Origin of the sequence: Limnobacter parvus, from assembly GCF_024623725.1 — a bacterium.
Classification (GTDB): domain Bacteria; phylum Pseudomonadota; class Gammaproteobacteria; order Burkholderiales; family Burkholderiaceae_B; genus Limnobacter; species Limnobacter parvus.
Window position 1 is genome coordinate 128,830 of record NZ_JANKHG010000001.1, and the last position, 21,267, is coordinate 150,096.

24 protein-coding genes are annotated in these 21,267 nt (G+C 52.6%); 15 read left to right on the top strand and 9 right to left on the bottom strand.

Annotated features, from left to right (window positions below; all coding sequences use genetic code 11):
• Positions 1-12: 12 nt before the first annotated feature.
• The 8 genes from NSP04_RS00555 to NSP04_RS00590 form a co-directional block, all read right to left on the bottom strand.
• A complete protein-coding gene (locus tag NSP04_RS00555; RefSeq protein WP_257510385.1) occupies positions 13-768 on the bottom strand; it encodes an ABC transporter permease in 756 nt (251 codons plus the stop codon).
• Positions 765-1,673 (bottom strand): ABC transporter ATP-binding protein, encoded by a 909-nt coding sequence (locus NSP04_RS00560; protein ID WP_257510386.1) that lies wholly within the window; start codon positions 1,671-1,673, stop codon positions 765-767. Before NSP04_RS00560 ends, NSP04_RS00555 begins: the two co-directional genes overlap by 4 nt.
• Positions 1,674-1,706: 33 nt before the next feature.
• A complete protein-coding gene (locus tag NSP04_RS00565) occupies positions 1,707-1,958 on the bottom strand; it encodes an STAS domain-containing protein (RefSeq protein ID WP_257510387.1) in 252 nt (83 codons plus the stop codon).
• A 1-nt stretch (position 1,959) separates the two neighbouring features.
• Positions 1,960-2,583, bottom strand: a complete 624-nt coding sequence (locus NSP04_RS00570; protein WP_257510388.1) for an MlaC/ttg2D family ABC transporter substrate-binding protein — start codon at positions 2,581-2,583, stop codon at positions 1,960-1,962.
• Positions 2,584-2,652: 69 nt separating this feature from the next.
• Positions 2,653-3,519 (bottom strand): MlaA family lipoprotein, encoded by an 867-nt coding sequence (locus tag NSP04_RS00575; protein ID WP_257510389.1) that lies wholly within the window; start codon positions 3,517-3,519, stop codon positions 2,653-2,655.
• 21 nt (positions 3,520-3,540) lie between these two features.
• Entirely contained in the window at positions 3,541-4,014 is a 474-nt protein-coding gene (mlaD, locus tag NSP04_RS00580; RefSeq protein WP_257510390.1) for an outer membrane lipid asymmetry maintenance protein MlaD, read from the bottom strand.
• A 12-nt stretch (positions 4,015-4,026) separates the two neighbouring features.
• Positions 4,027-4,812: a lipid asymmetry maintenance ABC transporter permease subunit MlaE gene (mlaE, locus tag NSP04_RS00585; RefSeq protein WP_257510391.1), complete on the bottom strand. Its 786-nt coding sequence runs from the start codon at positions 4,810-4,812 to the stop codon at positions 4,027-4,029.
• A complete protein-coding gene (locus NSP04_RS00590; protein ID WP_257510392.1) occupies positions 4,809-5,597 on the bottom strand; it encodes an ABC transporter ATP-binding protein in 789 nt (262 codons plus the stop codon). Before NSP04_RS00590 ends, mlaE begins: the two co-directional genes overlap by 4 nt.
• 313 nt (positions 5,598-5,910) lie before the next feature.
• Between NSP04_RS00590 and NSP04_RS00595 the strand changes: the two genes are divergently transcribed.
• Genes NSP04_RS00595 through NSP04_RS00630 form a run of 8 tightly spaced genes read left to right on the top strand, consistent with a single transcriptional unit; the run spans position 5,911 to position 13,724 of the window.
• On the top strand, positions 5,911-7,776 hold the full coding sequence (locus NSP04_RS00595) for a type II secretion system protein GspD (RefSeq protein WP_257510393.1): 1,866 nt from the start codon (positions 5,911-5,913) through the stop codon (positions 7,774-7,776).
• Positions 7,773-8,768, top strand: a complete 996-nt coding sequence (locus NSP04_RS00600) for a GspE/PulE family protein (RefSeq protein WP_257510394.1) — start codon at positions 7,773-7,775, stop codon at positions 8,766-8,768. The genes NSP04_RS00595 and NSP04_RS00600 overlap by 4 nt, the downstream gene beginning before the upstream one ends.
• Entirely contained in the window at positions 8,758-9,795 is a 1,038-nt protein-coding gene (locus NSP04_RS00605; RefSeq protein WP_257510395.1) for a type II secretion system F family protein, read from the top strand. Before NSP04_RS00600 ends, NSP04_RS00605 begins: the two co-directional genes overlap by 11 nt.
• The gene (locus NSP04_RS00610; protein ID WP_257510396.1) at positions 9,792-10,652 is read left to right on the top strand and encodes a hypothetical protein; all 861 of its coding nucleotides are present in this window, start codon (positions 9,792-9,794) and stop codon (positions 10,650-10,652) included. The genes NSP04_RS00605 and NSP04_RS00610 overlap by 4 nt, the downstream gene beginning before the upstream one ends.
• A complete protein-coding gene (locus NSP04_RS00615) occupies positions 10,649-11,218 on the top strand; it encodes a hypothetical protein (RefSeq protein ID WP_257510397.1) in 570 nt (189 codons plus the stop codon). The genes NSP04_RS00610 and NSP04_RS00615 overlap by 4 nt, the downstream gene beginning before the upstream one ends.
• Complete coding sequence (locus NSP04_RS00620) at positions 11,215-12,360, top strand: hypothetical protein (RefSeq protein ID WP_257510398.1); 1,146 nt, start codon at positions 11,215-11,217, stop codon at positions 12,358-12,360. The genes NSP04_RS00615 and NSP04_RS00620 overlap by 4 nt, the downstream gene beginning before the upstream one ends.
• Positions 12,357-13,088 (top strand): type II secretion system protein, encoded by a 732-nt coding sequence (locus tag NSP04_RS00625; protein ID WP_257510399.1) that lies wholly within the window; start codon positions 12,357-12,359, stop codon positions 13,086-13,088. The genes NSP04_RS00620 and NSP04_RS00625 overlap by 4 nt, the downstream gene beginning before the upstream one ends.
• The gene (locus NSP04_RS00630; protein ID WP_257510400.1) at positions 13,089-13,724 is read left to right on the top strand and encodes a type II secretion system protein; all 636 of its coding nucleotides are present in this window, start codon (positions 13,089-13,091) and stop codon (positions 13,722-13,724) included. It begins immediately after the preceding gene.
• Between the two features lie 32 nt (positions 13,725-13,756).
• Here NSP04_RS00630 and NSP04_RS00635 read toward each other — a convergent pair whose 3' ends face one another.
• On the bottom strand, positions 13,757-15,757 hold the full coding sequence (locus NSP04_RS00635; protein WP_257510401.1) for a monovalent cation:proton antiporter family protein: 2,001 nt from the start codon (positions 15,755-15,757) through the stop codon (positions 13,757-13,759).
• Positions 15,758-15,862: 105 nt separating this feature from the next.
• Here NSP04_RS00635 and NSP04_RS00640 point away from each other — a divergent pair, with 105 nt between their 5' ends.
• The 7 genes from NSP04_RS00640 to hpf are packed head-to-tail and all read left to right on the top strand — an operon-like array spanning position 15,863 to position 21,176.
• A complete protein-coding gene (locus NSP04_RS00640) occupies positions 15,863-16,855 on the top strand; it encodes a KpsF/GutQ family sugar-phosphate isomerase (RefSeq protein WP_257510402.1) in 993 nt (330 codons plus the stop codon).
• Complete coding sequence (locus tag NSP04_RS00645) at positions 16,855-17,382, top strand: KdsC family phosphatase (protein ID WP_257510403.1); 528 nt, start codon at positions 16,855-16,857, stop codon at positions 17,380-17,382. Before NSP04_RS00640 ends, NSP04_RS00645 begins: the two co-directional genes overlap by 1 nt.
• On the top strand, positions 17,379-17,966 hold the full coding sequence (gene lptC, locus NSP04_RS00650) for an LPS export ABC transporter periplasmic protein LptC (RefSeq protein WP_257510404.1): 588 nt from the start codon (positions 17,379-17,381) through the stop codon (positions 17,964-17,966). Before NSP04_RS00645 ends, lptC begins: the two co-directional genes overlap by 4 nt.
• Complete coding sequence (gene lptA / locus NSP04_RS00655) at positions 17,963-18,517, top strand: lipopolysaccharide transport periplasmic protein LptA (protein WP_257510405.1); 555 nt, start codon at positions 17,963-17,965, stop codon at positions 18,515-18,517. The genes lptC and lptA overlap by 4 nt, the downstream gene beginning before the upstream one ends.
• Positions 18,514-19,272: an LPS export ABC transporter ATP-binding protein gene (gene lptB, locus NSP04_RS00660; RefSeq protein WP_257510406.1), complete on the top strand. Its 759-nt coding sequence runs from the start codon at positions 18,514-18,516 to the stop codon at positions 19,270-19,272. Before lptA ends, lptB begins: the two co-directional genes overlap by 4 nt.
• A 13-nt stretch (positions 19,273-19,285) precedes the next feature.
• On the top strand, positions 19,286-20,806 hold the full coding sequence (locus tag NSP04_RS00665) for an RNA polymerase factor sigma-54 (protein ID WP_257510407.1): 1,521 nt from the start codon (positions 19,286-19,288) through the stop codon (positions 20,804-20,806).
• Positions 20,807-20,846: 40 nt separating this feature from the next.
• Positions 20,847-21,176 (top strand): ribosome hibernation-promoting factor, HPF/YfiA family, encoded by a 330-nt coding sequence (gene hpf / locus NSP04_RS00670; RefSeq protein WP_257510408.1) that lies wholly within the window; start codon positions 20,847-20,849, stop codon positions 21,174-21,176.
• The last annotated feature ends 91 nt before the right edge of the window (positions 21,177-21,267 follow it).

Sequence of the window (21,267 nt, forward strand, 5' to 3'; positions counted from 1 at the left end):
TCAACAGCACTATTATCCCCTCAATTTGTAGCCAGAGGTCACCATGCGCAACGCAATTGCGGTCAGAACCACCCAGGCCACCACACCAACCGCCAGGCTGAACCATGGGCTTACATCGCTTACCCCAAAAAAACCAAAACGGAAGCCGTCGATCAGGTAGAAAAAAGGGTTGAAATGCGAAATGGTTTGCCACAAATCGGGCAAAGAATGGATGGAATAGAACACACCCGACAAAAACGTGGCCGGCATGATGATGAAATTCTGGAATGCGGCAAGCTGGTCGAACTTTTCCGCCCAGATGCCCGCAATAACGCCCATGGTGCCCAACAAAGCAGAACCCACCAAGGCGTGCACCAAAATCCACAAGGGGTTGTGCACATGCAAACCCACAAAGGCCACTGTAACCAGCAGCACACCCAAGCCCACTGCAATGCCGCGCGCCATGGAGGCCAATACATAGGCGGAGAAAAACTCTAAATGCGACAAGGGTGGCAGCAACACGAACACCAAGTTGCCTGTAATTTTCGATTGAATCAGGCTGGACGAAGAATTGGCAAACGCGTTCTGCAACACCGACATCATGACCAAGCCTGGCACTAGAAATGCCGCATAGCTTACGCCGGGGTAAGGCTCTACCTTGCCATCCAGTACATGCGAGAAGATCATGAGATACAGCAAGGCCGTAACCACGGGTGCCAGCACAGTTTGAAAACTAACCTTCCAGAAACGCAGAATTTCTTTTTTGAACAGGGTTTGCCAACCAGTCATTTCTTACCCCCGCTCATCAATTGCACGAACACTTCCTCAAGATCTGGTTTCTCGATGCTGCATTCCAGTACATCCAGGTGTTCAATGCGGCATTGCGCCAAAATTTGTTCAATTTCAGCTGGACCGTTTAAAGCCAGGGTGTAGCGCCCCTCGCTGACATTGGCTTTTAACACACGAGCTTGCAGGCTTGCCGGCAACACGCCGTTCAACTGCATGTTCAGGGTTTGACTGGCATGTTTCTTCAGCAGATTGGGTGTAGTGTCCACGGTGAGCACCGCACCACCTTTCAACATGGCAATTCGATTGCAGAGGGTTTCGGCCTCTTCCAGGTAGTGGGTGGTCAGCAAAATCGTGTGACCTTTTTCGTTCAAGCCCGCAATAAACTTCCACAGGGTTTGACGAAGTTCAACATCCACGCCCGCCGTGGGTTCGTCCAGCACGATCACGGGCGGCTTGTGAACCAAAGCCTGCGCGACCATTACACGGCGTTTCATGCCGCCTGAAAGGGTACGCATATTGCTGTTGGCCTTGTCCATCAAACTTAAGGAATGAAGCAGTTCATCAATCCAGTCGTCGTTCTTTTTCAGGCCAAAATAACCAGATTGAAAGCGCAAAGTTTCGCGTACCGAGAAAAAAGGATCAAACACCAATTCTTGAGGAACGATGCCGATGCTGCGGCGGGCATCGCGAAACTGCCCTACTACATCAAAACCCATCACCTTGGCAGTGCCTGCGCTTGCGCGGCTTAAGCCAGCAATTATATTGATCAAGGTGGTTTTGCCAGCGCCATTGGGGCCAAGCAGCGCAAAAAACTCCCCTTCCTTCACGGTTAGAGAGACATCGTTCAAAGAACGAAATTCACCGAAATACTTGGATACCGAGCTGAGCTCTAGTGCAAACGACATGACTTCTCGCACCGATGTAAGGTGCTACGAGTTTTAGGAGAAGAGAGATTGTACTCCGTAGGCAGCAATCAAACTGTCGAGCTGTGCGGGTGGGTGTTGTAGTTCAAGGGTTTTGTCTGATTTAAGCGCACGCTTGGCTGCCAAAATGACAGCCAATGCGGTTGAATCAATTTGCTTGACAGAAGAGAAGTCGATCACGTGATCGCCATTTGCAAAAGCCTTGGTAACCTCAGCAATAACCTGGTCACCGTTGCGCACGGTGATGTGATCGGCCTGTACTTTCATTTCAGCCCTTGGTGTTCAGTGTTTTCAGGGTTTGAATCAAGCCATCCACGCCAGTACTGGCAAGCACTGGGCCAAACTGCGCCTTGTAAGAGTCGACCAGCCACAGGCCTAGTACGCTCAAATCATAAATCAGCCACTTGCCGTCTTTCTTTTCAACGCGATAGGCCAAGTCAATTGGAGGCGCACCCTTCTGGATTACCCGGCTATTGACGATCACATCCGTGTCTTCCGGACGAGCACGCAAGCGATCCACCTGAAGGGTTTGATCGCCCACTTGAGACAGCGCACCAGAGTACGTTTTCACCAGCAACACGCGAAACTCTTTGATGATCTGTTCACGTTGCTCAGGTGTGGCTTCGCGCCAGGGTCGGCCAACGACCAACTGGGTCATGCGGCGAAAATTCACATTCGGCATCACCTTTTGATCAATCAGGGCATCCAGTTTCCTGGGATCAGCAATCAACTCCTGCTTGCGCGCCTTGATGTCGGCCAACACTTCATTGCTGAACTTCTCAACAAACTCATTGGCTGGAACCTCTTGAGCCAATGCAGGCTGGGACAGCAAACCAAGGCCCAGGGTTGCAACAGCCGCCCAGCGAAACATTCTGTTCAAAGCAGTATTCATGATTTTTCCAAAAAACATTATTCATTTAAAACGCGACATTCACCTGGTGGTTGACCACCGTCAGCGCAATCAGTTCACCAAACCCAAACCAAGCCTTGCACGCTCACTTTGTTTCAGATCAGCAGAAAGAATCAAATTGCGGTCCAGATCAACCTGGGCATTGCGAACCAAAGCCGCTTTAAAGGGTGGAAATGCCTCGGGCGCTTCGCTGCTGGACTCATCGTCGTAATCGTCATACACCTGTTCATTTGGATCGGGTGCACCATCACGAATCTGGCTGGCGCGTCGTTTCAAGAACGCATCACGAACAAAGGCGTATTGATCCAGTGCAATGCGTTCCACCAAATCGGTTGCCGGCAACAGACGTGCACGGGTATTCACCACATTCACGACCAGCAAGCTGTTGCGCACGCGCACATTCTCGTAGTGGTACAAGGGATCAAGCGGGGCATCAACAAAACGTGCCGGCGCATCACGAAACGTACTTGGCCCAAGCAAAGGCAACACCAGGTAAGGCCCCGAGCCAATCCCCCACACACCCAGGGTTTGACCGAAGTCTTCGTCGTTTTTCTGGAAACCCAACTCAGTGGCCACGTCTGCCAGACCAACAATTCCTATGGTGCTGTTCAGGGCAAAGCGTGTGATGTCGCTGCCTGCAGCCTTGGGCTTGCCCTGCAACAGGTTATTAACCGCAATGCTGATGTCGTCCAGGTTCGAGAAAAAATTCCCGATCACGGTTTTGATCTCAGGCGGAGTGACTTTGTCGTAACCTTGGGCCAAGGGCTTGAGCACCGCCTTGTCCACAACCTGATTGAAACCGTCGACTGATCGGTTAAAGCCTTCGAGCGGATCCGCGTCTGAAGGGGCTCGCATGGTGGTGCAGGCGGAGGACAAACTCACCACGCCGACCAACAAACACAATTTACGAATGGACATTAACACTTCAAATCCCCTTCATCACTTTTCGGAGTCGCCTTCCGACGCTTTACTAAACAGGAACTGACTAATCAGGTTTTCGAGTACCACAGCAGACTGCGTACGCCCAAATTTGTCGCCACCCGCAAGGTTTTCCAGATCACCGCCAACCTCAATACCGACGTATTGCTCGCCCAGCAGACCCGAGGTCAGAATTCTAGCTGAAGAGTCTTTTGGAAACTCGAAGCCTTCCTCCAAATCCAGGGCAACCACCGCACGAAAAGTAACCGGATCAAGGTTGATGTTACCGACTCGTCCAACAGTTACGCCAGCACTTTTAACAGGCGCGCGAGGCTTCAGTCCACCAATGTTGTCAAATTCAGCGGTCACTCTGTACTGGTCACCAGTGGTGAAGGAGCTCAGATTACCGGCCTTGAGCGCCAAAAACACCAAGGCCAGCGCACCCAAAAGTACAAACAGGCCAACCCAAAAATCCACTACTGCGTTCTTTTTCATACCATTGATCCGTTAAATACTGAACATAAGTGCTGTAAGCACAAAATCGAGCCCCAAAATTGTCAAGGACGAAATCACCACGGTTCTCGTGGTGGCCCGTGAAACACCCTCTGGGGTAGGCTGACATGCATAGCCTTGAAACAAGGCAATCGAGCTGACAGCCAGGCCGAACACCACGCTTTTGATCACGCCGTTCAGGATATCGTCGCGCACATCCACCCCAGCCTGCATTTGCGACCAGAATGCGCCTGAATCCACACCAATCAACAACACGCCTACAACATAGCCACCAAAAATACCGACAGCACTAAACAAGGCGGCCAACAAGGGCAACGACACCAGACCAGCGACCCAGCGCGGAGCCACGATACGTGCTTTGGGGTCTACAGCCATCATTTCCATGGCGGTAAGCTGCTCTCCAGCTTTCATTAGGCCAATTTCGGCTGTCAGTGACGTTCCCGCCCGGCCAGCGAACAACAACGCGGACACCACCGGCCCCAATTCACGCACCAAAGACAAGGCCACCAACAAACCAAGTGCTTGCTCGGCACCGTAGCGGTTCAAAGTGTAGTAGCCCTGAAGCCCCAGTACGAAGCCAACAAAGAGGCCTGACACTACAATGATCACCAGCGAGTAGTTACCAATAAAATGAATTTGATCGATGATCAAGCGCGGCCGTAGCAACGCCTTGGGCAGCAACAAAAACAGCGCCCCGACGAAACGGGCAAACACACCCAGCCCCACAATTGTGTCGATTACGCCGGCACCCAAACGAGAAATCAGGATGGCTGGATTCATGCAAAGTCCTCCAGCAAATCAGTGGCAGGGTAGTGAAACTTAACCGGGCCTTCGGGCAAACCTTGAATGAACTGCTGAACGTAAGGATCCTGGTTGGCCTGGACCTCGGCAGGTGAGCCCTGTGCCAACACCCGGCCATTCGCAATTACGATCACATGGTCGCTGATTGCAAACGACTCATGAATATCGTGAGTAACAACCACAGAGGTTGCACCCAAAGCATCGTTTAAGGTGCGTATCAAGTTGGCAGTAATGCCCAAGGAAATTGGGTCAAGCCCGGCAAAGGGCTCATCGTAAAAAATCAGTTCGGGGTCGAGTGCGATGGCCCGCGCCAAAGCCACACGCCGGCTCATTCCACCAGATATTTCAGCAGGAAACAATTTGCTGGCACCGCGCAAACCCACCGCATGCAGCTTCAGCATAACCAAATCACGGATGGCAGCTTCAGGCAGGTTGGTGTGTTCACGAAGCGGAAACGCCACATTGTCGAATACGGTCAGGTCGGTAAATAGGGCGCCAAACTGAAACAACACACCAATACGCTTTCGAAACGCATACAACTGCTGGGTGCTGGCAGTGACCACATTCTGGTCGAGAACCTGAAGTTCACCACGGTTCACGGCATATTGACCACACATCAAGCGCAGCAAGGTGGTTTTACCGGAGCCCGACCCGCCCATGACTGAAACCACTTTCCCTTTGGGTATTTCCAAGGAAATGTTTTCCAAGATCAGGCGGTCTGCATAACCGAAATCGACATTTTTTAACTGAGCAACAAAGCCCATGGGGGCTCCTATTGTAGACGTATACACAATATAGAATTCCATTGTACCCCGAAGGGATAGCATGAGCGGGCAAAGCGTTGGTATTAAACACAAACCACTTCCCAAAAGGTGATGGGCTCACCCGCAAGGGATGACCATCTAGCGTGAAAATGATTCCCGCAAAGTAAGCTCCGGTGTAATTTAATTCGCCAGAAGAGCCCCTGTGCCCATTTTGAATCGATTCCTGGTCAGGCTAAACACACTGATCTGCCTAATCACCGGTGTGGTATTGATCCACGGTTGCACCGCTGCGCCAACCTTGCCAGGTGAGCCGATGGCGCCAACCAGCCTTCAGGCATCCAACAGCGCACTTGAATTGAATGCAGTGTTTTGGGCAGATCGGATTTTGCACACCAGCAACGCCTGGAGCAATCATCCCGAAACATTCACCTTTCGGCTTGAAAACATCCCTGCCAGCCAGGTGTTGGAACTGATTTCGACGGAACTGGACCTGGGTTACGAGATGGACAGTTGCGGCAACGAACCGGTCAGCCTGGTGGGGCGCAACATGCCCTTGCTGCAAGTGATCGAAAGCCTGGAGGAACAGGCCGGCGCCAGCGTCAACATGCAGGGCAAGCAGTTGTCCATGCGTTGCGAGGCAGATCAACTGCGGGTTTATACGCTCGACTATTTGTCCATTTCCCGCCAAATGAACGACACCTCCAGCTTGAGTTCCGCCATCGCTGGAAATCCAAGGGAGTTGTCAGACCGCAGGGACACAGGCAACCGGTCGGAACTGTTGTTAAACAACACACAACAACACAACCTGTGGCAAAACGTTGAACTACAGATTGAGCAAATCATTCAGGCGCAGATCAAGCCGCTGGAGTTTTCAACACGCGAACGGATCGTGGATGAAGAACAAGACCGCGAATACAGCAACAGCCGTGTTCAGGCTGATCGGCGCGCCAGGCCCAATTTGCGCAGCGCCACACAGGTGAACAGCGAACGGCGCGACATCACCACCACACGAAAGGAAACCCGTTCTGGCCGGGTAATTGCCAACCCGGAATCGGGGACCGTGGCCGTAATCGCAAAACCCAGCCAACACCGTCGGGTTCTGCAGTGGCTCGAGCAGGTGCAACGCAGAGTCGACAAACAAATTGTGATTGAAGCGGTGATCACGGAAATTTCGCTGAATGACCGCTACGAACGCGGCATTGACTGGAATGTACTTCGACGAAATGGCATCACAGCAGGTTTGGCTGTTCAGGGGGCCAACTTGGCCAATCCAGCCCTAATTTTGAATGTGGCAAGATCAAGCAGCAACACCGATGCAAGTGTAGTGCTTTCACTGCTGGAGGAATTCGGCCGTACGTCTGTGCTTTCATCGCCGAGGGTGGTCACGATGAACCAGCAAGCCGCGGTTCTGAAAGTGATCGACAACCGGGTGTACTTCACCACTGATGTGCAAACCAGTGCGCCCACCCAGAACAGCCCTGCGTTCTCGACATTCACAACCCAGGTGCAAACCGTGCCCGTGGGTTTCCTAATGACCGTGACGCCACAAATTGCAGACAACAATGCAATTCAGTTGCGTGTGCGGCCCACACTGAGCCGAATTGTTGGATTTGTTCAAGACCCCAACCCAGCCTTGCAACAACTCAATATCGTTAGCCGGGTGCCTGAAGTGCAAACCCGTGAACTTGAGTCCATTCTGCGTTTAAAAAGTGGCGAGATGGCTTTGCTTGGAGGCCTTCGTCAAAAAGAAAACAGTGGCTTGAACCGCGGTATTCCTGGCGCCCCGGAATTACTCGACATTGTTACCGAAAGCGCCACTCGAAATGAGAATCACATTGAGTTGGTCGTACTTCTAAAAGCCACGGTGCTGGACAGCGCATCAGCAAGCCAACAGGGTCTTGAAGTACCCAACAAAGAGCTTGCGAATGCACTGGCCTCTGGCCTGAGCCTCTATCAGGCAGGTCAAAACAACGCCCTGCGGGCATTGCTTCAGTTGTTGATCACGCAATTTCCGCATGCGCCCGAGCCATTTTTTAACTTGGCGTTGCTGGAAGGCAAAGAGGGAAATTTTGAGGAAGGACTAAAACAATTGAGCCTGGCGGAAGCATTGTGCAAATCTCGCCAGTGCGAATTACCCATGCTGACTGTACGGGCCTTAATCCAGGCCAGGCTGCCATGAATAAGTCGCTCGACGGCTCCTTGATTCGCGGCATTGACTCCACTGTGGCACATGCCGCCGAATTGAATGCATCGGATATTCACATTACTCCCACTGCGCTGTGTTTTCAGGTGCGGTTGCGGGTGAATGGCTTGTTGACAAACGCCATTGAAATTCAACAGGACACGGGTCGATCGCTGATTCAAGCCTTCAAGGCAGAAGGCAAAATGAATATTGCTGAAACCCGACGCCCCCAAGACGCTCGGATGACAAAGCAGGGTGTGGAAATGCGCCTGGCTACCCACCCCACCCTGCACGGTGAAAATCTCGTGATTCGCTTGCTGAACATGCACCAGCGCCGCCACTTGGCCGAACTGGGTTTAACTCCATCAGCACAACAACACATCACCGAGCTGTTACAGCATGAACACGGGCTAATTCTGGTCGCCGGTGCAACAGGCAGCGGAAAAACAACCACTTTGCACGCCATGCTGAATTCACTGGGCAACAAGTCCGGTCGAATTGCAACCCTGGAGGACCCGGTTGAGATCATCAACCCGGATGCAGTACAAACTGATCTGTCACGGCTGCCAAACCTCGATTTTGCTGCGGGCCTGCGCTCACTGATGCGACAAGACCCGGACACCATTCTGGTCGGGGAAATTCGCGATGAAGACACGGCCGAGCTGACTTTGAATGCAGCATTGACAGGGCACCGGGTATTTGCGTCCATTCACGCACCCGACTGCCTGGGAGCGCTTTGCCGCCTCACTGAGCTGGATATTCGTTTGGGCAGTTTGCTGAATTGCCTGAACGGCATCGTGACACTTCGCCTTCAATCTGCGGAGCGAATGCAACCACGCATGCTGTGGGCTGAAGTACTTAACTTGAAAAAAATGGATCGAAAAGTAGTGTTGAATTGCAAGGCAAGCGATGCGTTGATGGACCTGTGCACCCCCGATTCTTATCTGCCTTTTCCTGACAACGAACCACGCCCGTACGATGAACATTAACTTTCCGAGAGCCAGAATCAAGGCCCTCACCTGGCAAACCTGGATGGGTCAATGGGCGGAATTGATCCAGTCTGGTATGCCAGTGCTCGACGCACTGACCCTTAGCACCGAATTGCAGGGCAGCAACAAACAGTCGCGCCTGCTGCAGGCCCGATTAATGCGCACCACCGAGTTTCTTCAACAGGGGCAAAGTTTGCAAACAGCATTCCGTGCAGCCTGTGGCACGCTGCCATTACCGCTTGAAGTCGCATTGCTGTGTGCTCAGGCCAATGGGGACCTGGGGGGCTCGGTGAATGAGCAATTACATCGATGGAAGGTGACAAGCGAGGCAAGCCAGGCCTTGGGGCGTAGTTTGATTTATCCAGGCGTGGTGCTACTTTTAGCCATTGCATGCTGGGTATTTTTGCACCAGGTTAGCAGCCCCCATTTGGCCACAACCCACACAAATCAAACTGCAAGCTCATCTTTCTCCGATGGCCTGTTGCTGTTGGGCGCGGGTCTGCTATTGGCGGCTGGGGTTAGCAAGGCGATGAAGGCTCAAACCCACACCACCGAGCAACACTGGATGCCTCACAAGGCGTGGCTCGCATCCAACTTTTACCATGTGATTGCATGTGAACTGCAAGCGGGTCTGGACCTGATGCATTGCCTGCGTTTTCGGGTAATGCCCCCGAGTTCATGGTCGAACCTGCTGACACAAGAAGCCAAAACCACTTTGAACCTAAATCAAATGATGACTTTGGTACAGCGCCATTTAAAGCAAGGCATGAACCTGGCCCAAGCCATGCAACAGGCCAAAGCACCCAGCTTCTTGGTTCGGCAAAGCCAACTCGCAGAGCAAACGGGCAACTTGGCATATTGTTTTTTTCTGGCCTCCAAGGTGTACGAAATACAAGCCAGGGACGCACAGCGAAAATTGCAGAGCGTACTGCCACCACTGGCACTGGGCATTGCTGCGCTCACGCTGGCCATGGCCTACCAATTCACCTTGGCGCCTCTGTATGGCAACCTGACGGGGCTTTCGTGAATACTTTTCCTTCCACCGCCGAGGTATGGATCATTCATGAAAGTCAGGCGCTTTTATTCCGTCGACGTGATCAGCAATGGCAACAGGAAATCGCCATGCCTTTCAATGAATTTCTGGGTAGTGCAACAGCACTCTCCAGCTTCACATTGCCTGATACCTCAATCCACATCAACCTGAAAAACACTCAGAACCCAGAACAAAGTGGCCAAGGCAAATGCTGGGTCGGGTTATGTCATGACCCGCTTCGCTTGATCGAGGTGCAAGACAACCAGATTCACACGCGACAGCTTCATGAAATTCGAACCATGGGCAAAGTTGCGAGGACAATTTGTGTCGACAAGCCACAGAATTTTGAGCGTGGCATTGAAATGATGTTGGTGCACGCGCAAGAACATCAACATTTAAAAAACTGGTTGGCCTCGCAGAAAAGCGGTGCGCGGAAGTTTTCTGGCGGATTACAGCTTTGTGCAGCACTTTGGCTTAAGGCGGAGTCCAGTTACCAACACTTGCGCCTGGCGGCCCTTGCATGTACCGCACTTTCCCTGGGCGTGATGAATTGGAACATGGAACAACAACTGGAAAAACAAGGGCATCAAATCGAAAGGTCAATTCAGCTAAGCAGAACAAAGGCAGCTGCAGAACCGGCTGCTATGTCGTTTGAACAATGGTCTGAACAAATCAACAAATTTGGGAAGAGCAACCGGGCCAACCTTCAATCACTGAACATTCACTGGAACAACAACGGGGACGTGTATTCCTACGCAGTGCTGGAGCGGGAGCGGAAACGCGTACCGAAAGGTTGCACGCTTGAAACGCCAGTGCGGGTGCAATGTAGCGCAAAAGCGAGCGCCCGATGACATCGTCAAAAACACTTCGCAACACCGTAAAGTGGATGCGCATGCTTCGCCCGGTTCTCGATGTTGTTTTCTTGCTCTCAGGACTTGCTGTGTTCGTTTATTTACAGGACATGTCTGGAAATTCCCGCCAACCTGCACCGATTAAGCCGAGCATCGAGGTGAAAACCCAATCACAAGCTGTGGCTTATCTGGAAGAAACACATGATTCAGAAGCCATGATGTGGGACTCCTTCTTCAACTGGTTACGCGACTCAAAAACGACCACAGGCAACTGTAGATTCGAAACCACTGCTCAAGAAGTAATTGTGGCCTATGGCCTGTTGTGTGCCGGAAACGCGGTTGACAAAACAAAGGCCAATACCAAGGCAAATCCTCTGCCTGCAGAACTGCCCATTCAACATGTTTTTGTAATCCCGAAAACAAAGCCCACCCCAACGTCACAAAAAACAGTCACAAAAACACCCGATAAGTTGGTGGTTGCACCGCCCGTTGTTGTTCAAGGCTGGGTGAACACCCCAGCGGGCCGGAAACATTTCGACCCTGCCAAGCAAAGGTGGATTGAATGAACAGGCTTAGTTCGCAACAAGGTCTCACACTATTGGTGTTGTTGGTGCTGCTTGTCCTGGGTGGTTTCGCCTTGGCGCAGGTCAGCAATGCGGGGTACTTGCAGCAAAAATTAAAGCTGCAACAGCACGCACGCGAAAGCCAGATTCTGGACCACATTCGAACGGGTTTGCTGGGCTTCGCTGGCAATCAGGGCATACACAGTCAAAGCCATTTGGGTCATTTGCCATGCCCGGCCATTCAAGCAGGGGGTATTCCCGCAACCACCTGCCTTAACAAGCCCTGGGGGTTTCTTCCGGTGCAAAGCAAAACGGCTGTGAACTACCTGAACCAAGGCATTGATGCACGCCAGAATGAACTTGAGCCCAGCACTCGCCACCACTGGCACTATGCGGTGTCTGCCCAGTTAATACAGCCCAATGCCTTGGGCTGGAGCCGTTGGGTCGACTACACCCAGCCAGCGATCCAGATTGAAATACCCGCTGAAAACAATCGTGTGGAAACTCAAATTGCAGGTGTGGTTGCACACCAGCTTGAACCGATTGGTAAGCATCAATACCGGGTTACACCACCCTATGCATTGATTCGGGTCAGTGAACTGCGCGCGCACATGGCGTCCATTCAAACTGGCTTGATCAAGCAAACCCTGAAAACATGGCAAGAAACCAAATCATCACCAATACTTGAACTGGCTGACCATGAAAACCTGCAACTTGCCAACGCCTCTACAAACACTTATTCAGCAATCGATTCACAGTGCAGTTGCAGGTGCACAAAAACACGATGCAACTGCAATTGCGGTATGCCCGCGCAGTGGCAATCAGCCGGCACCTGTGTGGGCAGCAATGCAAATTGCAATGAACAGGAAAACCAATCGATTTGTACCAGCGATGTGCATGCCCCATGCGTATTCGCAGGGCCAAGCTGGCTAAAAAATGAATGGCCTGTTGGCCGGTTTGAACCTGTGGCTGCGGCCAACAAATCATGCCGACCCAGCGTGATTAACCAATGCCCCTTAAGCACTGGCAGCGACGCCTGCACCTGTGATTTTTCCTGGCCAGACAACACCAAATCCAATCTGGGTGACTACACAATTTCCCTGTCACCCACCGACCAATTTCAAGTCGCCCCGAGACAACCATGAGCAACAGTCGCGGATTCATGCTAATCGAAGTGGCACTCGTCATCATGCTGGTGGCGATTATTCTGGGACCAGTGCTTCATTTAATGGCCAGCCAATCCAGAAAAGACCTGGTCATCGAGCAACTGCGAAACCGGCAAATGGTGCTTGAAGCAGTTGAAGGTTTTGTACTTGCAAACGGTCGGCTGCCATGCCCAGCCGTTCAAAAAGATGGACTTGAATCGCGACTTGGTGACGCCTGCACCAACCGGGAGGGTTGGCTGCCCTCATCGACCTTAAACACCTGGGGGCTGACAGGCGCTTGGCGCACTGCGGTGGCCACACTTGAACAGGCCGGTGAGCCAGCCCTGAATGCGCTGGTTTCCAACCGACCCTTCGCTGAACTCAGCCCGCAACAATTGGCTGAAATTGTGTTGGCACCCTACACCGCGAACTATGCCTTGGGCACCGGACCGCTTCCAGCCATCCACCTGTGTCAAGAAATTGCAGGCCAAAATTTGCCTGCCAACACGACGGCAGGCTGTGGACAGCACACCCTGCTCAGCGCCAGCGCGGTTTGGGTTGCGTACCCCAATGAAGCAGTGAATCAAAACCGATATCAGCAGTTTTTTATCTTGCCCGAACAACCCGCATTGAACCCTGCCTGGCTTTCATTTGAACGCCTGAACTGGCTGTGGATGAAGCGCGGTGCGCTCGACTCAATTCATCATCAACAACCCTTGGAGAATTAAATGAAGCACCAGAATCAGTCTGGCTTTTCCCTGCTCGAACTCGCAATTGCACTTGCTGTGCTTGCCATTCTCGCAGGCGGCGTATTGAAAGGTCGCGAATTGCTGAACAGTGCACGGGTTCAAGCCACTTTGACCGACATCGCCAATCTTGAAACAGCACTTTCTGCATTTCAGGCGCGCTACTCGGCACTACCCGGCGATTTTATTGCGGCCAACGCTGCAGGTTTGGGCACCGACGGGGGTAACGGCAACGGGCTGATTGAAGGCGACGAATCTTGTGACGTATTCACGCACTTGCAGTTGTCTGGCTTTATTCAGGGCGATTTCACGGCCGGAGCCGATGCAAGTGGCAATTGCACCCCGGCCAGCACCATGGAGAATCAGTTCAACGGGAATTACCTGCTCAGCAGCACATTGCAAGGCCCGAACTCGCGTGCCAACGCCATGACCCTGCAACTGGGTAATGCCGTGCCCGTAAGCCAACTGGCGGAGATTGATCGCAAACTGGACGATGGCAATCCACTGCGGGGTGCAGTGCAGGTATTAAGTGGCGAAGAAGACATCTGCACAACCACCGATGGCAATTGGGACGAAGTGGAAGGCGAGCCTTGTGCTGGTCTTTACATCATCCGTTGAAAGGCAAAGAATGCTTGAGGGCCGGAGAAGGACTACCGGCCCAACGGCTTGCGCCCAAGAATTATTGCCTCTGCAAGGCTTAAGGCATCGGGCTGCCCCTTCAGCACCAAAATATCGCCCGATTCCAATTGTGTATCGGGCGACGGGTCGCCACCGCGGATACCACGCCTGCGAATGGCGCTGACTTCGATTTCCAGATCAAGAATACCAAGTTCAGCCAGACTTTTTCCAACCCCGCTGGCCCCAGGCTCCACAAACACGGAATGCAACCGAACCCACTGGTTCTCTGGGGTGTCTGCTTCATCGTCCACGCCTCGAAACACACCTCGAAACATTTGGTAACGAGACTCCCGAATCGCGCGAATTTGCTTTACTACGCGCGAAACAGGCACGCCGAGCAACATTAGCGCTTGTGAACCCAACATCAGGCTGCCTTCCAGAATTTCAGGAACCACCTCGGTTGCCCCGGCGGCGATCAACTTTTCCAGGTCACTTTCATCGTAAGTACGCACCACGACGGGCACGTTCGGTGCCAAGGCACGTACTGCAATCAGCACCCGTTCGGCCGATTTGAATTCTGCGAAAGTGACAACCACGCAAGATGCTCGAAGCAAGCCTGCGGCAACCAGCGTTTCCCGTTTGGAGGCATCGCCAAAAACAACCGAGTCGCCTGCCGCCGTGGCTTCACGAATGCGGTCAGGATCAAGATCCAAAGCCACATACTCCAAATCCTCACGATCCAGCAAACGCGCCAGGTGTTGGCCGCTGCGCCCGAAGCCACAAACCAATACGTGCTTGGTGGTGGCCAAACTTTTCTGGGCGATTTGGTGAAGCTCAAGCGATTTTTGTAGCCATTCCTGACTTGAAAATCGAAGCACTATCCGGTCAGCGTGTTGAATCATGAAAGGCGCTGCCAACATGGAAAGAACCATACTTGCCGTAATGGTTTGCAACCAAGGATCGGGCACCAAACCAAATCCAGCCGAACCTGTGTTGGCCAACAATACGAAACCGAACTCACCAGCCTGCGCCAGGTAAATGCCGGTGCGCATTGCGGTGCCCATGTTGGCACCAAAAATTCGGGCAAGGGCCGCAATTAAAACCAGCTTGGCCAACACAGGCATCACCGCCAGCAAGATGACCCAATACCAGTTGTCAATGACGACCTGCGGATTCAACAACATGCCGGTGGTGACAAAAAACAAACCCAGCAACACGTCGCGGAACGGCTTGATGTCCTCCTCAACCTGGTGTTTGTACTGGGTTTCTGCGATCAAAATACCCGCCAAAAAAGCGCCCAGCGCCAGGGAAAGTTCCGCAAGTTCGGTTAGCCACGCCAAGCCCAAAGTGATCAGCAACACATTCAGCACAAACAATTCTTGCGACTTGCTGCGCGCAACAAATGTCATCCACCAGTTCATCATGCGCTGGCCAAAAACCAGCATGACGCCCAATACCAAAGCGGCCTTCACCACCGCAAGGCTCAAGGTTACGGTCAAGTTCTCAGCGTCTTGCCCCAGTGCTGGAATAATAATCAGCAGCGGTACCACCGCCAAATCCTGAAACAATAGGATGCCCATGATTTGCCGGCCATGGGGCGAGTCCAGTTCCAGTCTTTCCGACAACAATTTGCTGACAATTGCAGTGGACGACATGGCGGCAGCGCCCGCCAGAACGAAGGCAGTGCTCAGTGGCACCTCAAGAAAATAACCCACCACCAAGCCAAGGCCCATCACGCCCAACATGGTCAAACTGACCTGAGCCATGCCAAGGCCGAACACCACCCGGCGCATGGCGTGCAATTTGGGAAGGCTGAATTCAAGGCCGATCGAGAACATCAAAAACACCACACCGAACTCGGCAAGGTGGCGTGTTTCAGGTGTGTCAGGAACAATTCCGAATGAATAGGGACCAATCAGCGTGCCCGCAAAGAGATAGCCGAGCATGGCGGGCAGTTTCCAGTGACGGAACAGCGAGACCGCCAACACGGCGACCAGCATTAAGATCAAGGACAGCTCTAGGGCGTTGGGCACGTTTAATGCTTAGGAAGTGAAGTGAAGTGGCATGCGCTTTGCTATACTGCCCTGATTCGAGAACAGTCTCAAGCTCCTTTGGGGCTAAGTCTATCAGGGTCCGCCATGCCAACAACACCGTCGAATATCGACAATCATGAATTTCTAGCCTTGGCCAGGGAAGCGCTGTCAATTGAAGCCAACGCAGTATCGGCTTTGGCTGACCGTCTGGACACGCAGTTCGCCGACACAGTCCAATCCATTTTGAATTGCACTGGCCGGGTTATTCTGGTCGGCGTCGGGAAGTCTGGCCTGGTGGCCAAGAAAATTGCAGCCACTTTTGCCAGCACGGGCACGCCCTCTTTTTTCGTCCATGCCACGGAAGCCTCGCACGGCGACTTGGGCATGATTACCCACGACGACGTGGTCATTGCGCTGTCCAATTCAGGCAGCACCGAAGAACTGGTTGCGGTACTGCCTGCCATCACACGCCGCGGTGCCAAGATCGTGGCCATGACCGGCAAACTTGACTCTGCGCTGGCGCGCCAAGCAGACCTGGTTCTGGATTGTGGTGTAGAAAAGGAGGCCTGCCCTTTGAACCTGGCACCCACAGCCAGCACCACTGCTGCCTTGGCCATGGGTGACGCGCTGGCCGTGGTGGTTCTGAAAGCAAGGGGCTTCAGCGAAGAAGACTTTGCAATGTCGCACCCTGGCGGCAGCTTGGGCCGCAAATTGCTGACCCATGTCAGCGATGTAATGCGCAAGGGCGACCGAATCCCCAAAGTACCTCCTTCAGCCACCATCTCAAATGCCATTCTGGAAATTACCAAGAAGGGTTTGGGCATGACAGCTGTTACCTCACCTGACAACAGGCTCCTGGGCATATTCACCGATGGCGACTTGCGTCGCTTGATTGAACAGGGCCTCGATTTGCGGGGTTTGTCGGTTAGTGAGGTCATGAACAGTGCACCCAAAACCATCTCTGCCGAAAAACTGGCTGTTGAAGCGGTCCGCATGATGGAGGTGTGCCACATCAGCCAAGTGGTGGTAACCGACGAACAAAATCAAATCGTTGGTGCGCTGAATTTCCATGATCTGTTTGAAGCCAAGGTAGTGTAATGAACAACAAACCCACCGCAGTTCAAGCTGCTTCACAGATCAAGTTAATGGGATTCGATGTCGATGGCACCCTGACCGACGGCGGGCTTTACTTCGGAAACGATGGCGAGACCATGAAGCGTTTTAGCGTATTCGATGGGCAAGGGCTTCGGCTTTTAATGGACCATGGCATCAAAGTGGTGTGGATCACGGCCAGATCAAGCACCATTGTTGAAAAGCGTGCCAAAGACCTGGGCATTTACCAGCTGGTGCAAGGCTGTAAAACCAAACTTCGCGCCTACGATGAAATACGCGAGTCGCTCGGCCTACAGTGGCAAGAATGTGGCTTTTTCGGCGACGACTGGCCAGATTACCCTGTGTTGCAACAGGTTGCCCTGGCAGCCACCACACCACACTCGCCCCAAGCCATGCAAAGCACTGCAAACTGGATCAACACCCGCCCGCCCGGAGACGGCGCAGCGCGCGAGCTGTGTGATTTCATTTTGATGAACCAAGCGGGTTACAAAAACCCCTGGGAATCCCAGTGAGACCTATCAGCGCTTTCTTCAACCTGATTTCGCAATTCATCCCGCTGCTGCTGACATTTCTCATGGCAGCGGCGTCGTACTGGTTTGCGGTTCAGTCTGAATTAAGCCTGTTCGGCACACAGGGAAAAGCCGACCCCACCACCAGTGATTACTATTTACGAAACTTTTCCGTACAAAGCCACAACCTCGCGGAAAACAAGTACTCCATCATTCGTAGCGAATTCGCAGAACACATCCCGCAAGGCAATGTCTGGAACATCGAAAAACCCGAGCTTGAGCAGTTTGAGCCTGCCAATGTGATGGTGAAAGCCAATGCGGACAAAGGCGTTTACCTGCTGGACGAGGATCAAATTTTCCTGAAAGAAAACGTGATCGTGAACAGCAACAATGAAGGATTGACCACCACCCTGACCTCTGACGAAATGAAAGTCGACAACATTACCAACGAGATCTCAACCGACAAAAAAGTTCTGGTCGTCAGGCCCGGTCAAAGGTTTGAAGCACTGGGGGCTACCCTTAACAACGACACCGGCGAACTCACAGCGCAAGGTTCAGTCAAGTTTCGCTTAGAGGCAAAACAATGAAACTCACACCATGGATTTCTGCAGCAACACTTGCAGGCATGCTCGCGATGGGTTCTGCTGCACAAGCCTTGCAATCAGACAAGCAACAGCCCACCACAATTGATGCCAACCAAATGACTTACAACGAAAAGTCCAACGTCAACGTGTTCAGCGGCAATGTGTTGCTGACACGCGGAAGCCTGGTCATTCGGGGCGACAAACTGACCCTGACAGAACGCAGTGATGGCACACAGTTCGCCAAGGTTGAGGGCAAGCCCGCACGATTCAAACAACAGCGCGACTCTGAAACGCCTGGCGAGGTGTTGTTGATTAACGGCACAGGCAATTCTATTGAATTTGATGGTGACAAATCCATCGTCACTTTGACAGGCGGCGCCAGCATTCAGAAAAGCACCAATGGTCAACTGACCGAGTCCATTTCGGGCAACAAAATCACTTACGAACAGAACACCGAGTTTTTGAATGTACTGGGCACGCCCGGCAAAACCGGCGGCTCTCGCGTTCAGGCCGTGATCAAGCCAAAAACCCAAGCTTCGGAACCAGCAAATTGAGCAACAACACCGCCGCACAAACACTGACTGGCCAAGGCCGCCTCCAGGCGCTTAGCCTGCGCAAAGCCTACCGCAGCAAACGGGTGATTGAAGACGTTTCCCTTCATGTTGACACCGGCGAAGTGGTGGGCTTGCTCGGCCCCAACGGCGCTGGCAAAACCACCTGTTTTTACATGATTGTAGGTTTGGTGGCTGCTGATGAAGGCAATATTTGCCTTGAAGGTCGTGACATCACGCTACAACCCATTCATGAGCGGGCCCGCGCAGGTTTGTCTTATTTGCCGCAAGAAGCGTCGGTTTTCCGGAAGTTAACAGTAGAAGACAACATACGTGCTGTGCTGGAAATTAATCCACCGAAAGACAAAACAGTGGACCAGGCAGTCGAAGACCTTCTGAACGACCTGCAAATTACCCACATTCGCACCTCCCTGGCCGCATCGCTTTCAGGCGGTGAGCGCCGCCGACTTGAAATAGCGCGCGCACTGGGCAGCCAACCCAGATTCATTTTACTGGATGAACCTTTTGCTGGCGTTGATCCGATCGCCGTGCTGGAAATTCAACGCATTGTTGCGTTTTTGAAGTCCAAAGGCATTGGCGTGCTGATTACCGATCACAACGTACGTGAAACACTGGGTATCTGCGACCGCGCTTACATTATCAGCGCAGGTCGGGTTTTGGCCTCGGGCAGCCCCGAGCAAATCGTAAAAAACGACGACGTACGCCGGGTGTACCTCGGCGAACATTTCCGGATGTAAAGCTGAAAGCCGCATGAAACAATCCCTTCAGCTTAAAGTTTCGCAAAACCTGACGCTTACGCCTCAGCTGCAACAATCCATTCGTTTGCTACAACTTTCCACGCTGGAATTGCAGCAGGAAATTCAGCAGGCGCTCGCCGAAAATCCCTTGCTTGAATTGGCCGACGAAGAAGCGATCGAGGGCGAACGCACCTTGAGTCTGGACAGTAGCAACGGTGAGTTGCATGAGCCCCAAGGAGACAACTTTGAGGCGGAACCCGATCCGCGTAAAGCCCCTGATCCTGTAAGCGATCAACAGGCTGAGCAAGACAACCAGAGTGAAGACATTGTTCAACGCGAAACCATCGATTCCATTCAGGACAACTGGGAAGGCGACTGGCGCGACAACAGCGGTGCTGGCGCCGATGGCGACGAAGAAAAACCAGGTCTGCAACTGGCTGCACCCGACAGCAGCCTCCACCAACACCTGATCGACCAATTGCGCATGACGCAGGCTTCCGAACGCGACAAAAATCTGGTGCTGTGGCTGATCGACTACCTGAGCGACGACGGTTACTTGACCGTGGAACTGGAAGACCTGTGGGAGACCCTGCAAGACGAACCTGACCTTGAATTCGAAGAACTCAGTGCCGCACTTCGCCTGCTGCAAAGCTTCGACCCATCCGGCGTGGGCGCGCGCAACGCGTCTGAATGCCTGATGCTGCAGCTGGCCCAGCGCAAAGACATCACCAGCCAAGCCAGTCTTTACGCCAGCTGCCAAGCCATCATTCGCGACCACCTTGGCTTATTGGCCCAACGCGACTTCACCAAGCTGAAAAAAGCCTTGAACATTGAAGAAGACGCGCTGAAGCTTTGCCATCAGATCATTCGTTCGCTGGAACCCTTTCCGGGTGCCCGTTTCCGTCGAATTGACGATGACCATGTCGTGCCGGATGTCATTGTCAAAAAACTTAGCGGCCAGTGGCATGTTCAACTGAATCCTGATGTAATGCCAAAAATTCGCATCAATGAAATGTATGCCTCCATCTTGCGGTCCCATCGAGGCCAAAGCGCACAACTTAGCGCCCACTTGCAAGAAGCACGCTGGCTGTTAAAAAACGTCCAGCAGCGATTTGACACTATTTTACGGGTTAGCCAATCGATCGTTGAACGACAAATCGGCTACTTCAACCATGGCGAAATCGCAATGCAGCCCTTGGTTCTTAGAGAAATTGCCGACTTGTTGGGACTGCATGAATCGACCGTGTCAAGGGTCACCACGCAAAAATATATGTTGACGCCCTATGGGTTGGTTGAGCTAAAGTATTTCTTCGGGAGTCATGTTTCTACCGATTCAGGTGGTCAGGCTTCCAGCACGGCAATTCGTGCACTCATCAAGCAACTGATTTCTGCGGAGGACGCCAAGCAGCCGATATCTGACAGCCAAATCGCCGACCTACTCGGTCAACAGGGCATCGTGGTCGCAAGACGCACGGTCGCTAAATACCGGGAATCACTGAAAATCCCCCCGGTGAACATGCGCAAGTCGCTTTAACTGTTAAAGCTTCCCCCGCAGCAACGAAAGGAGATACCTTATGAACTTGAACATCAATGGTCATCATCTGGAAGTTACCCCAGCTATTCGAAACTACGTGATCGAGAAACTGGATCGGGTGAAAAGGCATTTTGACCATGTCATTGATGCTTCGGTGACCATTTCGGTCGTCAAACTTGTTCAAAGGGCAGATGTCACACTGCACGTTCGCGGCAAAGACATTCATGCCGAAGCTACGCACGAAAATCTTTACGCCGCCATTGACGCGCTGGCCGACAAACTGGATCGGCAGGTGTTACGTCACAAAGACAAGCTAACCAACCACAACCACACCCCCTTGAAACACCAAGCGGTTGAAGAAGCTGAATAAACCACTGTAATTTCAGGGAAAATCAAAAGGCGGAGTTCAATCCGCCTTTTCTGTTTTTATGGCGTATAATCGGCCCCACGATTAAAGGCGG

Bases quoted from the DNA above. Each gene is read 5' to 3' on its own strand.
- NSP04_RS00555 (WP_257510385.1), bottom strand. From the start codon at position 768: ATGACTGGTTGGCAAACCCTGTTCAAAAAAGAAATTCTGCGTTTCTGG.
- NSP04_RS00560 (WP_257510386.1), bottom strand. From the start codon at position 1,673: ATGTCGTTTGCACTAGAGCTCAGCTCGGTATCCAAGTATTTCGGTGAA.
- NSP04_RS00565 (WP_257510387.1), bottom strand. From the start codon at position 1,958: ATGAAAGTACAGGCCGATCACATCACCGTGCGCAACGGTGACCAGGTT.
- NSP04_RS00570 (WP_257510388.1), bottom strand. From the start codon at position 2,583: ATGAATACTGCTTTGAACAGAATGTTTCGCTGGGCGGCTGTTGCAACC.
- NSP04_RS00575 (WP_257510389.1), bottom strand. From the start codon at position 3,519: ATGTCCATTCGTAAATTGTGTTTGTTGGTCGGCGTGGTGAGTTTGTCC.
- mlaD (WP_257510390.1), bottom strand. From the start codon at position 4,014: ATGAAAAAGAACGCAGTAGTGGATTTTTGGGTTGGCCTGTTTGTACTT.
- mlaE (WP_257510391.1), bottom strand. From the start codon at position 4,812: ATGAATCCAGCCATCCTGATTTCTCGTTTGGGTGCCGGCGTAATCGAC.
- NSP04_RS00590 (WP_257510392.1), bottom strand. From the start codon at position 5,597: ATGGGCTTTGTTGCTCAGTTAAAAAATGTCGATTTCGGTTATGCAGAC.
- NSP04_RS00595 (WP_257510393.1), top strand. From the start codon at position 5,911: ATGGCGCCAACCAGCCTTCAGGCATCCAACAGCGCACTTGAATTGAAT.
- NSP04_RS00600 (WP_257510394.1), top strand. From the start codon at position 7,773: ATGAATAAGTCGCTCGACGGCTCCTTGATTCGCGGCATTGACTCCACT.
- NSP04_RS00605 (WP_257510395.1), top strand. From the start codon at position 8,758: ATGAACATTAACTTTCCGAGAGCCAGAATCAAGGCCCTCACCTGGCAA.
- NSP04_RS00615 (WP_257510397.1), top strand. From the start codon at position 10,649: ATGACATCGTCAAAAACACTTCGCAACACCGTAAAGTGGATGCGCATG.
- NSP04_RS00620 (WP_257510398.1), top strand. From the start codon at position 11,215: ATGAACAGGCTTAGTTCGCAACAAGGTCTCACACTATTGGTGTTGTTG.
- NSP04_RS00625 (WP_257510399.1), top strand. From the start codon at position 12,357: ATGAGCAACAGTCGCGGATTCATGCTAATCGAAGTGGCACTCGTCATC.
- NSP04_RS00630 (WP_257510400.1), top strand. From the start codon at position 13,089: ATGAAGCACCAGAATCAGTCTGGCTTTTCCCTGCTCGAACTCGCAATT.
- NSP04_RS00640 (WP_257510402.1), top strand. From the start codon at position 15,863: ATGCCAACAACACCGTCGAATATCGACAATCATGAATTTCTAGCCTTG.
- NSP04_RS00645 (WP_257510403.1), top strand. From the start codon at position 16,855: ATGAACAACAAACCCACCGCAGTTCAAGCTGCTTCACAGATCAAGTTA.
- lptA (WP_257510405.1), top strand. From the start codon at position 17,963: ATGAAACTCACACCATGGATTTCTGCAGCAACACTTGCAGGCATGCTC.
- NSP04_RS00665 (WP_257510407.1), top strand. From the start codon at position 19,286: ATGAAACAATCCCTTCAGCTTAAAGTTTCGCAAAACCTGACGCTTACG.
- hpf (WP_257510408.1), top strand. From the start codon at position 20,847: ATGAACTTGAACATCAATGGTCATCATCTGGAAGTTACCCCAGCTATT.